Consider the following 13,223-nt stretch of genomic DNA (forward strand, 5'->3'; position numbering starts at 1 on the left):
TGCGCAGAGCCGGTGCGCCCCCACCTGTCACTCCAACTTCCGTATTCTCCAAAGCGGTTCACACCCGGTTGCAGCCAAGGGGGGCGCACACCCACCCCACGCGCCCCATCCCGGAGCGAACCCCTGTCTGACGGTGATGCAGAACACCGCGGCAGCGGAGGGCCTGAATGCCTATACCTGGCGGGCCCGAGGCGCTGGCACGAACGATTCCCCGGTTTGCCTGGACATGCCAAGAGATGATCATCTATTGGCGTCGGTTCAAGCGAAGACGAAGGAGCACCATGCGCGCCAGCGCCGTACGCCGTCTCTCCACCCTCGCCGCCGGGGTCGGGCTGACCCTCTCGGCCGCCTTCACGGCCGCCACCCCCGCCTCGGCCGCCGCCATCACGTGCCGGGAGGCGGGCGGCAGCCTGTACGTCACCGCCACGTCCGCCCCCGTGCGCACGACCTACTACCAGACCGGGCGCGTCGTCGACACCGTCCACCGGGGCGACAGGCTCAACTTCACGAAGTCGTGCACGAACTCCAAGGGCAACCTCTGGTACTGGGTCGACAAGACCTACGGCGTGCACGACGGCTGGATCTACTCGGGCAACGCAGCCCGCATCTGAGCCCGTCCCGGCAGCGGCCGCCACCCCGAACCGGACGGCGGCCGCCTGTCCCGCCGCCGGCTGCCTCAGCGGCCTCCCGCTCAGCCTCAACCTGACGGGTGACCCAGCCGTCGGCGTCGACCTTGTAGTAGAACCAGGTGTCTTCCTCGCCCCAATGGCCACGGAACCAATGCGTCATGCCGGCATTGTCGCCGCAACGCCGCAGCCGCAGAGCGCTGCGCTCGCCCCGTTCGCAGCGACCCGCACGACCACCAGGTCTCCACCTCCTCGATGGGCCACCACGGCCCGTTCGGCCTCGGACGGACGGGGCCGGGAACGTGCCCCGCACGGGGGAGGCGGATCCGTCCCTGGTGCGAGGCCAGGCCTCACCCGTCAACCCATCCGATGCCTGATCCTGACGTCACGCCAGGCGGCGCCGTGCGCGGCACAGCACATGTCGGCACCCGGCCGGGGGCCGCACGCATCAGCCCGACGAGGCGCGACCAGGTGCACCCGTGTCGATGGAAAGCGTGAGGATCCACACGTACACAGATGACGGCGCGTACTGACGGGTGCCCCCTGAGCAGCGGGCCCGTCCCGCCCCGCCGCGCCCGGAAGAGCGAAGGAGGCGCCCCGCCGCGGGCGCCTCCTTCGCTCCCCCCGTTCCGGGCCCCCGGCAGGCCGCCCGGTACGGACGGACCGCCGTACCTGCCTGCCGGGGACGGATGCGGGCCGGATCGGCTCAGCGGGCTACCGGCGTGACGTAGCCGCTGATCCGCTGCACGGAGTTGACCTGCGTGCCGACCTTGTACGACTTCCAGGTGCGGGCGCTGACACTGCCGGGCGTTCCCTGGTTGCCGCCCACCACGGTGATCTTCGAGCCGGATATGGCGACCACGATCGCCACGTGGTCGTCGCCCACGCCCGGGGTGTGCTGGTTGTAGAGGATCGCGTCGCCGACCTTGGGGGTCGAGTGCATCGGGCCGTACTTGGTGAAGCTGGAGGCGAGGTTGTTGAGCTTCTTCATGTTGCCGCCCACGCCGTTCTTCCACCACACCCAGCCGACGAAGTCGGCGCACCAGGCGTGCGCTTCGGTTCCGTTCGGGCCGCAGCTGCCGGTCTGGGACGTGCCCCGGCCCCAGTAGCTGCCCTTGCCGTTCAGGCCGCACGGGCCGGCGCCGATCTGTCCCTTGGCGGTGGTGGCGATCTTCGCCCCGAGCGGTGCGGCCTGGGCGTGGGCGACACCCGACGCGGCCAACGCGGTACTGGCGAGCAGGGCGGTCGCGGCGCCCTTGGCCGCGAGGGAGGTGAGCTTGCGCATGGCTGACTCCATGGTCGAGAGCCGTGACTCGCACGGCAGTTCGCTGGGATGGCAGAACTCTCGACGGGGCCGGCGGGCCGGGCCAAGGGATAGCGCCGTCCGGGACTGTCCGGACCTGTCCGACGGCTGTCCACGCAGCTCAGCGCTTCGCGTCCCGCTGCCCCGAGGCCATCACCGCGGCGGCACCCCTCGGCCCCCGGCCCGGCAACTCGGGCCGGACCCGCTCGCCGCACGCCCTCCCGAGGCACGGCGCCCACGGCTGCCGCCGCCCGCACCGGCTTCTGCGGCCCACATGACGGACCCGGCGCAGGCTCCCGCGTGGTCGCCCGCCCCGCTCGCCCCGCGGACTATCCTCGCTGGCACATGTGATCGAGGAGGATGTATGGGGGATACGGGGCCGGACCCGAAAGACGCGCGCACACCGGCGGAGTTCGTGGCCGCGATGCGCCGATTACGCAGCTGGGCCGACCTGAGCTACCGGCAACTGGAACGCAGAGCCGAAGACGCCGGCGACGTACTGCCCCGCGCGACGACCTCCGCGGCGCTGGCACGCACGGACCTCCCCCGCGAAGAGCTGCTCATCGCCTTCGTCCGTGCCTGCGGCGGCAGCGCAGCCACCGTGGAGGCGTGGGTGGACGCCCGCCGCCGCCTCGCGATGAGGGAGCCGGCGGGCGCCGGGGACAGCGGCGCTGCGGACGGCCCCCGTCCGAACAGCACGTACGCCGCAACGGCCTCGAACGACCTCACCGCATCCCACACGGCCGCCGCCCTCGGGGCGAAGACTGCGCCGGACACGGACAGGACCGGCCGCCGCCGCACCCTGCGCATGACCGCCGCCGGTGCCGGCATCGCGGCCGCTCTGCTCGCCCTGATCGCCGCGTGGCCGTCGGGCAAGACCGACGACAAGCCGACCGCCGCCCCACCCTCCCCCGGCAACAGCGGCAGTCGGCCGCCTGCCGGCGCCGCGCCGCAACCCGGCTCGACCCCGCGCGCCGACTCGGCGTCCGCCACACCCGCCTCCACGGGGATGCCCGAATCCGGCTGGGTGCGGATGCATCCGGCGAACTCCTCCAGCCTCTGCATCACCGAAGGCCGGGAACGCAACGGCCGCACCCACCGCGAGATCGCCGTCCAGCGTCCCTGTACCGAGGCACTTCAGCCGCGTGTCTACCTCGAATCCCTCGGCGACCAGACCTACCGCATCCAGTGGCACCACCCCCGGATCGGCAAGGGCTGCCTGGGCGTCGACGAAGCGCTGGTCGAAGGAGCCCAGCTGATGTCCCCCGGTGACTGCACCGACGCCCCCGGCCTGAAGTACCGGCTGGAGCCCTCCGCCGGCGGCTACAGACTGCGCCCCCTGGACAGCGACCAGTGCATCGGCATCCTGCCTCCCCGCACCGGGGGAGCGGAAGCGATCCAGGCCGAATGCACCGGCACCGAAGACCAGGCATTCCGCTTCAGCCCCGCAGCCACCCCCTAGCCGCCGCGGCCGGGGGCGGCCTGGGCCCGGCCCGGCAGAGGCATCCGCATCCGCCGGGTCCGACACGGGCCTGCCCGAACATGCCAGAACACGAGACTCACGGCGTGCACACTCGGGCCACGGGGCCCGCACCGGAGCCCGGCAGGCGGAACCCCGCCCCTGCCCCGCCCCTACGGCCGCCGACGGCGTTGCGCCCCGGTCAGGGGCCTGCGGGGCGTCTAGTCTCCGCCTGTGGGACAGCCCGACCAGCGCGCCGAAGGCGCGGGACCGTTCACCACCCGCCTCACCTGGCGCCCGCCGAGCGGCGGTACCGCCGTCTGGGAATCGCGGCTCGCCCGGCGCCGGGGCCTCATCGCCCTCAGCCCGCCCGGCGCGGCCGCCGCCCACTACGCCGTCGCCGACGACACCGCCCTCACCCGGCTGCGCCGGCTCAACGCCGTCGCCGCCACCGCCTTCGTCATCGGCGGAGCGCTCTTCGCGGCCGGCGCCGCCGTCGCCCAGTCCGGCTCCGGCGACGCCCTCACCTGCGCGTCGATCTACTTCACCGGCGGCCTGTTCTTCAACACCGGCGGATACGTGTCCCTGCTCCAGGCCGTCAACGCGCCGCGCCACGTGCCCGGAGGGGAGGGCGCCCTGGTCACCCGCCCATGGCGGTGGTGGAGCTACGAGCCGGCGCGGGCCGACTGGCTCGGTGCCTTCGTCCTGTTCGCCGGGACCCTGGTGTTCGCCGTCAACCTGCTGGCCTCCTTCCTCCAGGGCCTGACGGTCCAGCAGGCCAACCGGCTGGTCTGGGCGCCGGACGTGATCGGCTGCATGCTCTTCCTCATCTCCGGCCACCTCGGGTTCGCCGAGATCTGCCACGGCCGGCCCTGCATCCGGCGGCGCGACCTCGGCTGGTGGATCGTCGCCGTGAACCAGCTGGGCTCCGCCCTCTTCATGGTCTCGGCGCTCGCCGCCTACACCCGTCCCGCCACCGGCAGCCTGGTCAACGCCGACGTCGCCAACTGGGGCACCCTCGCCGGAGCCCTCTGCTTCTCCCTGGGAGGCGTCCTCCAGTACTACGAACGCCCCTGACCCGGCGTTCTCCGACACCGCAGCACCGCCTGCCTCCCGTTCCGGAGGCCCGCGGGCCACTGCTCCGGCAGGCGCGCGCCGGTGCCTCGTACGTCTTCCGCGACCGGCTGCTGCTCGGGCTCGCACTCCGCCCCGCGGTGGGGAACACCGCCTTCCTCGCCGTGGAGACCGTCCTCGCGCTCTTCGCGCACGAACGCCTCGGCATCGGCGCGTCCGGCTTCGGCCTGCTCCTCACGGCGGAGGCCGCCGGCGCCTTCCTCGGCGGCCGGCCGGCCGCCACCCACGACATCCGCACCGGGCCGCGCCGCCGCGTCACGGGCCGGCGGAGGCTCAAGGCGACCCCCGCCGGCCGCCGCGGCCACCGGGACGGCCGATCCGCTCCGCGGCTGAACCCGCGGCCGGCGCCGCCCGGGCGGCGGGCGTGGCGCCAGGACTTGTGCGGGTTGCCGGGTGAGGATGGCGCGGTGCGACTTGACCACGTGTCCTACGCGGTGGCCCGCGACAGCTTCGTCTCGACCGTCCAGTGGATCGGATCCGCCCTCGGCGCCGGGTTCGTCGACGGGGGCGTGCACCCGCGGTTCGGCACCCGCAACTTCATCCTCCCGCTGAGCGGCGGCACCTACGTCGAGGTCGTCACCACCCTCGACCACCCCGCCGCCGACCGCGCCCCCTTCGGCCGGGCGGTCGCGCGCCGCGCCGCCGAGGGCGGCGGCTGGCTCGGCTGGGTGGTCTCCGTCGACGACATCGCCCCGGTCGAGGCCCGCCTCGGCCGCACCTCCTCCGAAGGCCACCGCGTCCGCCCCGACGGGTTCGACCTGCGGTGGAAGCAGATCGGCCTGCTGGAGCTGATGGAGGACCCGCAACTGCCGTACTTCCTGCAATGGCTGGTCCCGCCTGAGGAGCGGCCGAGCGCCGACCCGCGCACCTCCACCACCATCCACGGGGTCTCCATCGCCGGCGACGCCGCCTCCATCGCCGAGTTCCTCGGCGAGCCGGCCGACCATCCCCTCGACCGGATCGACGTCACCTGGGTCGAGGACGAGGAACCGGGCCTGGTGTCGGTCGAGTTCGCCACCGCCCACGGCCCGGTCACGATCTGACCAGGGCCCAGCTGACAGCAGGCTGCCGCCGGCCGGCCGCAGCCTCTGCGGTGACCCGCCTCCCGCGGCGCCCCGTCCGGCCGAAACCCGATCTCACCCGGGCAGGCCGGTCATAGCCTCGTCCCATGACCACCACGCATGACACGACGTACGAGTTCCGCACCGCACGCCCCGAGGACACCGAGGCCATCGAGGCCCTCGACGGGTCCTTCACCACCGGCACCGTCTTCGAAGTGGCCGTCACCGGCGACGGGTTCGCCCTCCGCGAGGTCCCGGTGGACCCGCCGCTGGTCAAGGTGTTCCCCGAGGACGACGGCAGCGGCGAGGAGGACGGTGAGGAGGGCGGGGACGGCGACAGCCGCACGTTCGTGGCCGTCGGCGCCGGCGGCGACCTCGCCGGCTTCGCCGCCGTGTCCTACGCGCCCTGGAACCAGCGGCTGACCATCGAGGACATCGAGGTCGCCCCCGGCCACCGGGGCCGGGGCATCGGCCGTACGCTGATGCAGCACGCGGTGGACTTCGCCCGCGAACGCGGCGCCGGACACCTGTGGCTGGAAGTGACCAACGTCAACGCCCCCGCCATCCACGCCTACCGCAGCATGGGCTTCGCCTTCTGCGGCCTGGACACCGCCCTGTACCAGGGCACCGAGTCCGAGGGCGAGCACGCGCTCTACATGAGCATGCCCTGCCCCTGAGCCGCCAGCAGACGGCTGACGACGGGGCCGCCGCCGTCGCCCGGCGCGACCGTGGCGGTCAGGAGCCAGGCGGCGGCCCCCTCCGGCCCCGACGGAGGCGCGTACCACTCCACGCGCGCGTCCAGCAGCCGGTCACCGGCCCGGCGGCGTGCCGCGTACCACGCCCGGAACTCTTCCGTCCGCCACACCGCCAGCGGCACCGCCCGCTCGCCGCCCCCGCGTACGGCCCCCGTTCCCACCGCCCGCAGTGCGGCGCCGGCCGCACCCGCCAGGGTGCGCTCCACCGGCACGCCCAGCGCGTCGGCGAAGTGGAGCAGGTACTCCATGCGCTCGGCCTGCGGCGGCGCCCCGAGCACGGCGCGGCCGGAGCCGCACCACGCGCCCCACTTGATGTTCGACACCAGGCCCGGCAGCCGCCGCATGTCGCGCGGGATCCAGAACAGGACGACGTCGCAGCGGCGCATCGCGTCCTCCTCCCAGGCGATCTGGTCCGCGTACGCCGGGTAGGAGCCGCCGGGCGCCGGCTCGGGCAGGAAGACCGCCAGGCGCCCGGCGCAGGACCACAGGGACCGCAGGGCGGCGACGGCGTCCGGCCGCCACGACGGCTCGGCGGGGTCGGCGGGCGTCGGGCCGCACAGGTACACGGCCGCGGTCCACGACGGCGGCGGCTCCTCGCCGACGTGGACGACCGCGACCTCCGGGAGGGCGGGTGCGGCAGCCGGGTCGGGGAAGGACGCGGGGGACTCAGGGGACACGGGACACTCCGGGGTCGGTCGGGGCCACGGCGGCGAGGAAGTCGAACAGGAGGGAGTTGAAGGCCTCGGGGCGTTCCAGGAACCCGAGGTGGCCCGCGTCCGGCAGCTGCGCGTAGCGCGCGCCGGGGATCGCGGCGGCGACCTCCCGGCCCAGAGGAGCGGGCGCCAGCACGTCGTCGGCGAAGCCCACGACCAGGACGGGCACGGGAATCCGGCCGTAGGCGGCCAGCCGGTCGGTGACCGGCAGGGCCGGACCGCGGGCGGCTGCCGACACGCCCGACAGTGCCGCGACTTCGAACAAGTCGAGCCATTCCGCCGCGGCCCCCTCGTCGGCCAGAGTCCTGGGGGAGAGGTTCTGCACCAGGCGCACGAAGGCCTCGTACTCCGCGGGCAGCCGCGTTCCCGCCGCGGCGGTCGCGGCCTCGGCGCGCGCCAGCGCCTCGCCCACCGCGTCGGGCCGGCCGCGGGTCGCCGCGAGCAGGGCCCCGCTCGCCAGGTGCGGATCGGTCAGCAGCAGCTCCTGGACGGCGAACGCGCCGAGGGAGTGGCCCACCAGGGGGCAGGGCGGCAGGCCGAGCGCCGTCAGCAGCTCCCGCAGCCGGTCGGCCGGGTCCGCCGGACCTCCGGCCGCCGGCCCGTGGTCGAAGGTGACCACCCGGCGGCCCGCCGAGGTCAGCGCGGGCACCTGGTGGTGCTCCCAGATCCCCCCGGAACCGCCCGCTCCCGCGACCAGCACCACCGGGGGCGCCGCCTCCGAGGGAACGCCGCACACCGTCCCGGGCGGCGTGAGCGGCGGCTGGTGGAGGGTGTACGCCGTCCCGGCCGGCGTGCGCCCCGTCCTGCGCCCGGGGAGCCCGGGATGCCCGCGCCCGGGGGGCCCGGGATGCCCGCGCCCGGGGGGCCCGGGGAGGTCCTGCCGCTCCTGCCGCCCGTGGTCGGGTCGGCGCTCCGGTGCGGCCCTCACCGCACCATCCTCCGCAGCGCCGTCTCGGTCCACGCCGGGCGGCCGGTGTCCAGGCCGCGCAGCGCCACGTGGACCCACAGGAAGGAGGCCCGCGCGAGGATGTGCTCCCGCAGGCCGGCGCGCACCTCGCCGCCTGCCGACCGGTAGGCCGCCAGGAGGCGGTCGAGGACGGCGGTGCCCCCGGCGTACAGCATGTCCACGAAGTCCGCCGCGGGGTCGCCGACATCGGCGTTGGCCCAGTCCAGCAGGCCGGAGAGGGCCGGCGGGCCGGAAGGCGGGCGCACCACCAGGGTGTGGCCGGGGTGGACGTCGCCGTGGACGAGCGTCAGCCGGTCCGGCCACAGCCGCCCGTCGTCCAGCCAGGCCTGCCAGCGGCGCAGCCCGGCGGCGGGCAGGGGCAGTTCGGCGCGGGCTCGGGCGAGCCGGTCCGCGATGCGCGCGCGTACGGAGCCGGGATCCGCCTGGGCGCGGGCCGCCAGGACGGGGGAGCCCTCCGGCGGGGTGGTGTGCACGGCGACCAGGGCCCGGGCCAGGGGCTCCAGGTAGTGGGCGGGGTGGGCCAGCGGGTCTACGGACCAGCCGTAGACCAGGGTCTCGGGGTCCTCCGTGCCCGCCGGAGCCCCGGGCAGGCGCGGGTAGGCAACCAGGTCCGGGGTGTGCAGGCGCCAGTAGGGCACGGGCACGGGGATCCGGTCGCGAACGGCGGCCAGCACGGCCCCCTCGAAGGCCAGCCGGGCCGAGGCCTCGGCCCGGCGCGGCCGGCGCAGGATCCACCAGGTGCCGTCCGTCCCCCGGACGTGCACGACCCGGAAGTCCCAGCCGGACTCGTCGGCGCGGGCGGTCGCCGGGTCCAGGACCACGCCCAGCCGTCGCGAGGCGTACGCGGCAAGGCCCGCCAGGTCTGCCGCGTCTGCGAGTTCGGCCCCGGCTGCCCCGGCTGCCCCGGCCGCGCCCGCTGCCCCGGCCGCGCCCCGCCCGCCCGCCGTGGTCCGCCCCGCCGGCGCGCTCATCGGCCCGCCCCCGCCGCAGCCAGGTACCGGTCCCGTGTCGCGGTCCGGTCGACCTTGCCGGTGTGGGTGCGCTCCAGCTCCGCCACCGGTACGAGCAGGCTGGGCACCAGGTGCGGAGCCGTCGACTCCGCCAGCCTGGCGCGGACGCCGGCCGCCACCTCGGCGGGGTCGTGGCCGTCCAGCGGGACGAAGAAGGCCGCCAGGGTGCTGTGCTCCCCGCGGTCCACCCGCACGGCGGCGGCTTCCCGCACGCCCGCGCAACTGCCGACGAGGCCCTCCACCTCGACGAGGTCCACCCGGTGGCCGCGGATCTTGACCTGGTGGTCGGAGCGGCCGCGGAAGACCAGCGCCCCCGAGGGCGTCACCGTGACCAGGTCCCCGGTCCGGTACCAGCGGATGCCGTCCTCCTCGCGGAACCGGGCCGCCGTGGCCTCCACGGCGGCGTGGTAGCCGAGGGCCAGGCCGGGCCCGGACACGTGCAGCTCGCCGCTGTCGTCGACGTGCTGCCCGACGTGCGGCAGGGGCAGCCCGATGGGCAGGTCGCCGCCGGTGCCGGGCAGTTCGGGCGCGCCCGGTCCGGCGAGCTGCACGGCGTGGGTCACCAGGGCGGTCTCGGTGGATCCGTAGGTGTTGAGCAGCCGCACCCCGCCGGCGCCGAGCCGGTGCCAGCGCTCCAGCATGTCGGCGCGCACCGCCTCGCCGCCGATGACCACCGTGCGCAGGGACGGCGGCAGGGCTGCGCCCTGGTGCAGCAGGTCGCCTGTCAGGGCGTGCCAGAAGCCGGTCGGCAGCACCGCGACCGTGACCTCCTGCTCCTCGGCGACCTGGGCGAAGCCCTCGCGGGCCGCGTCGTCGACGACCAGGGTGGCGCCCCCGGTCAGGGTCGGCAGGATCTCCTCCAGGCTGGTGTCGCCGCCCGCACCGTGGAAGTGCAGCACGGTGGCGTCCGGTCCGATGCCGTACAGGGTGCGCAGCGGCGGCACCACGGCGGCCAGTGCCCGGTACGGGACCACGACCCCCTTGGGCTCGCCGGTGGAGCCCGAGGTGAACAGGACGTACGCCGGATCCCCGGGCCGGACACCGCTGTCGGGGAGGACGGCGGCGCCGGCGGGCGCCGCTGCGGCCGGCGACCAGCGCGGGCGGACCACCCGGGCGAGCGGCGGCTGCCAGCCGGTGCCTGCGGTCGCCACGGCCTCCTCGACACCGAGCCGGGCCAGGACCGACTCCAGCCGGGCCGCGGGGTGCGCGGCCTCCAGCGGCACATACGCGCGGCCCGCCGCGAGGACGCCCAGGAGGGCGGCCACGTCACGGACCGAGTGGTGGACGACCACGCCGACCGGCGGCTGGGGCGCGTCCGTGCGCGGCGCGACGGAGGAGGCCACCTCCAGCACCCAGGCGGCGAGCGTGCCGTAGCCGACGACGAGCCCGTTGTCGACGACGGCCGGCCGCGCCGGATCGGTACGCGCCGTCTCGAAGAACGGCTCCAGGAAATGGATTCCGAAAATACCCGGGGGGTGCATTGTGAATGTCCTCGTCCTGATGGAATATGGGCGCGTGCGAATTGTTGTGGAACACGATCTGGAAATACCCCTGCGCGACGGCACCTTATTGAGGGCCGACCTGTACCGTCCCGACACCGCCGACCCGGTGCCGGTGCTGGTGCGCCGGACGCCATACGGGAAATCGGGCAGCCCGGGCGGCGCCTCCGTCGACGGACTGCGCCTGGTCCGCGCCGGCTACGCCCTGCTGGTGCAGGACGTCCGCGGCCGGTTCGGCTCCGGCGGCGCCTTCGAGCCGTACTGGAACGAGGCGGCGGACGGGGCCGACACCGTCGCATGGGCGGTGCGGCAGCCGTGGTGCGACGGCACCGCGGGCATGTTCGGCCGCTCCTACGAGGGGATGGCCGCCCTCCTTGCCGCGGCCGAACGCCCGCCGGGCCTCCGCGCGATCGCCCCCCACGTGGCCGGATCGGGCTTCGACGAGGGCTGGACCCGCCAGGGCGGGGCCTTCCAGCTGGGCTTCGTCCTGTACTGGGTGCTCTACGACCTGCTGTTGGAGGGGGCCGGGCTGGAGGGGGCCGAGTGGCAGGAGGTGGCCCGGGCGATCGACCGGATCGACGACCTCTACCGGGACCCGGACGCCGCGTGGGACCTGCTGGACCGGCTGGCCCCGTACTACCGGCAGTGGCGCGAGCACCCGGGCGGCCACCCGTACTGGCGGCGCGCCGCCCCGCGCGAGTCGTACGCGGCGATCGACGTCCCGGTGCTCCACCTCACCGGCTGGTACGACATATTCGTCACCGGCACCCTGGAGAATTACCGGGGAATTCGGGAATGCGGAAAGGCCTCGCAGCTGGTGGTCGGCCCGTGGTCCCACTGCGTCACCGACGGGATATTCCCGCAGCGCCGTTACGGGCTGGCCGCCGACGAACGCAGCATCGATGTCACGGGTCTGCACCTGGAGCATTTCGACCGGCATCTGCGCGGCCGGGCCGGCGCGGCGGTGCCGGAGCCGGTGCGGCTGTTCCTCACCGGCGCCGACGCGTGGCACACGTTCCCCGACTGGCCCGTCCCCGGCAGCCGGGACCTCGTCCTGCACCTGGACGGCCGCCGCCTCACGGCCGGCGCTCCCCCGGCCGCCGGCGCCGACCTGCTCCGCCACGACCCCGCCGACCCGGTGCCCACCACGGGCGGCGCCACCGCCCAGCCCGGCCAGTACACCGGAGGCGACTGCGGTCCGCTGGACCAGCGCGAGGTCGAACGCCGCGCCGACGTCCTGTGCTTCACCGGCGAGGAGCTCGCCGAGCCGCTGACCGTCGTCGGCGACACCGTCCTGACGGTGTACGTCACCCCGGACGCGGCGGGCGCCGACGTGGCCGGCAAGCTCGTCGACGTCTACCCCGACGGCCGGGCCGAGCTGCTGTGCGACGGCGTGCGCCGCCTGGAGCCGGGGGCGGATACCGCGTCCGCCCCCGGCGAACCGGTCGAGGTCACCGTCGCGCTGGGCGCAGTCGGCCACGTGTTCCGCGCGGGCCACCGGATCCGCCTGGAGGTCGCGGCGAGCAACACGCCGCGCTTCGACGTCCACCCGCGGGTCCCCGCCCGCCACACCGTCCACCACGGCGGCGACCACCCCTCACGCCTGCTGCTGCCGCGCCTGTCCGGCGGCTGACGGGCCGGCCGGGCCGGCGGCGTCCGCGTGGAAGACCGACAGGTCGGCCACCTTCTCGATCCGCCGGCCCGCCTCCCAGTGCGCCCGCCGCAGCCGGCGCAGCTGGGGGCCGGTCAGCCTGGTGCTGTGCTGGGGGATCGACCGGACCATCCGCGCCCGCTTGGCGGAGGCGGGGTAGCGGTCGCGCACCCGGTAGGGGTCGTTGAGCAGGTGGTGCGCGGTGCCCACGTGGAAGGCCGCCTTCAGCAGCGCGTAGTACGCCGCCGCGCCCGCGCCCTTGTCGCGCGCGCAGTGCACGAGCGTCCTCGACGCCTCGAACAGCCGCCACACCACCGGCACCGCCGGAGTGGTGAACACGCCGGTCTCCTGCGCGATGCCCTCGCCGACGCCGTAGCGGAAGTAGCTGCGCATGTTGGCGAAGCCGTGCTGGGCGTCGTGGAAGATCCGCGCCTCCGGCAGGTACACCACGGGGATGCCCGCCAGCTGGAGCCGGAAGTCGAACTCCCGGTCCTCGCACCAGTGGATCAGCTCGTCGAAGTGGTAGCCGCCGATGTGCTCGACGATCGCGCGGTTGTAGATCAGCGGCGGGGACAGGGCACTGACGTAGTCGCCCTCGTCGAACTCCCGCACCCGCGCGGTCAGCCGGCTGAGCAGCCCCTCCGACTCGCCGTACACCACCTGGCCCTTGACCACGGGCGCGGTGAGCACCGCGCGGACCATGGCACGGACCACGCCGGGGGCGAAGGTGCAGTCGGAGTCCATCAGCAGCAGGTACTGGCGGTCCGTGGCGGCGGCCCCCGCGTTGTAGGCGGCGCCCAGGTTGCCGACGTCCTCGATCTCGGTGACGGTCAGCGGGCGGGGGTGCTCGGCGATCAGCTTCAGGACCGCGTCGCTGGGCCCGTTGAGCGCCAGGACGATCTCGACGTCCTCGTCGATCGAGGCGATGCAGTCGGCGATGCGCAGGTCGTCGCGCAGGGCGATGACCACGCTGGTCCGGGCGATGCCCTTGTCGACCGCCGCCTCGTCCACCGGGTCGGTGGCCATGTCGTTCTCCCTCGGCAGG

Annotated in this window: 12 protein-coding genes; 6 read left to right on the forward strand and 6 right to left on the reverse strand. The window is 74.9% G+C overall.

The window, feature by feature from the left end; all coding sequences use genetic code 11:
* Window positions 1-281 precede the first annotated feature (281 nt).
* A complete protein-coding gene (locus C0216_RS32700) occupies window positions 282-611 on the forward strand; it encodes a hypothetical protein (RefSeq protein ID WP_114059396.1) in 330 nt (109 codons plus the stop codon).
* Window positions 612-1,332: 721 nt separating this feature from the next.
* Here C0216_RS32700 and C0216_RS32705 read toward each other — a convergent pair.
* Window positions 1,333-1,911, reverse strand: a complete 579-nt coding sequence (locus tag C0216_RS32705; protein WP_162793390.1) for a CHAP domain-containing protein — start codon at window positions 1,909-1,911, stop codon at window positions 1,333-1,335.
* Between the two features lie 382 nt (window positions 1,912-2,293).
* Here C0216_RS32705 and C0216_RS32710 point away from each other — a divergent pair, with 382 nt between their 5' ends.
* The 4 genes from C0216_RS32710 (at window position 2,294) to C0216_RS32725 (ending at window position 6,260) form a co-directional block, all read left to right on the forward strand.
* On the forward strand, window positions 2,294-3,391 hold the full coding sequence (locus tag C0216_RS32710) for an RICIN domain-containing protein (protein WP_114059398.1): 1,098 nt from the start codon (window positions 2,294-2,296) through the stop codon (window positions 3,389-3,391).
* A gap of 231 nt (window positions 3,392-3,622) precedes the next feature.
* Window positions 3,623-4,465, forward strand: coding sequence for a hypothetical protein (locus C0216_RS32715; RefSeq protein WP_114059399.1), 843 nt, complete (start codon window positions 3,623-3,625; stop codon window positions 4,463-4,465).
* Window positions 4,466-4,602: 137 nt separating this feature from the next.
* Window positions 4,603-5,565: a VOC family protein gene (locus tag C0216_RS32720; RefSeq protein WP_342777154.1), complete on the forward strand. Its 963-nt coding sequence runs from the start codon at window positions 4,603-4,605 to the stop codon at window positions 5,563-5,565.
* Between the two features lie 125 nt (window positions 5,566-5,690).
* Window positions 5,691-6,260: a GNAT family N-acetyltransferase gene (locus C0216_RS32725; RefSeq protein WP_114059400.1), complete on the forward strand. Its 570-nt coding sequence runs from the start codon at window positions 5,691-5,693 to the stop codon at window positions 6,258-6,260.
* Here C0216_RS32725 and C0216_RS32730 read toward each other — a convergent pair.
* The 4 genes from C0216_RS32730 to C0216_RS32745 all read right to left on the reverse strand — a co-directional run bounded on the left by C0216_RS32730 (window position 6,236) and on the right by C0216_RS32745 (window position 10,509).
* Window positions 6,236-7,015 (reverse strand): nucleoside 2-deoxyribosyltransferase domain-containing protein, encoded by a 780-nt coding sequence (locus tag C0216_RS32730; protein ID WP_114059401.1) that lies wholly within the window; start codon window positions 7,013-7,015, stop codon window positions 6,236-6,238. The two genes, C0216_RS32725 and C0216_RS32730, sit on opposite strands and share 25 nt — an antisense overlap.
* Window positions 7,005-7,754 (reverse strand): alpha/beta fold hydrolase, encoded by a 750-nt coding sequence (locus C0216_RS32735; RefSeq protein ID WP_246043024.1) that lies wholly within the window; start codon window positions 7,752-7,754, stop codon window positions 7,005-7,007. The genes C0216_RS32730 and C0216_RS32735 overlap by 11 nt, the downstream gene beginning before the upstream one ends.
* A gap of 221 nt (window positions 7,755-7,975) precedes the next feature.
* On the reverse strand, window positions 7,976-8,989 hold the full coding sequence (locus C0216_RS32740; RefSeq protein WP_114059402.1) for a macrolide 2'-phosphotransferase: 1,014 nt from the start codon (window positions 8,987-8,989) through the stop codon (window positions 7,976-7,978).
* The gene (locus C0216_RS32745; RefSeq protein WP_114059403.1) at window positions 8,986-10,509 is read right to left on the reverse strand and encodes an AMP-binding protein; all 1,524 of its coding nucleotides are present in this window, start codon (window positions 10,507-10,509) and stop codon (window positions 8,986-8,988) included. Before C0216_RS32745 ends, C0216_RS32740 begins: the two co-directional genes overlap by 4 nt.
* A gap of 34 nt (window positions 10,510-10,543) precedes the next feature.
* Between C0216_RS32745 and C0216_RS32750 the strand changes: the two genes are divergently transcribed.
* Window positions 10,544-12,160 (forward strand): CocE/NonD family hydrolase, encoded by a 1,617-nt coding sequence (locus C0216_RS32750; RefSeq protein WP_246043025.1) that lies wholly within the window; start codon window positions 10,544-10,546, stop codon window positions 12,158-12,160.
* Here C0216_RS32750 and C0216_RS32755 read toward each other — a convergent pair.
* Window positions 12,125-13,204, reverse strand: coding sequence for a glycosyltransferase (locus C0216_RS32755; protein ID WP_114059405.1), 1,080 nt, complete (start codon window positions 13,202-13,204; stop codon window positions 12,125-12,127). The two genes, C0216_RS32750 and C0216_RS32755, sit on opposite strands and share 36 nt — an antisense overlap.
* Window positions 13,205-13,223 lie beyond the last annotated feature (19 nt).

It is taken from the genome of Streptomyces globosus (genome assembly GCF_003325375.1).
Taxonomy (GTDB): Bacteria; Actinomycetota; Actinomycetes; order Streptomycetales; family Streptomycetaceae; genus Streptomyces; species Streptomyces globosus_A.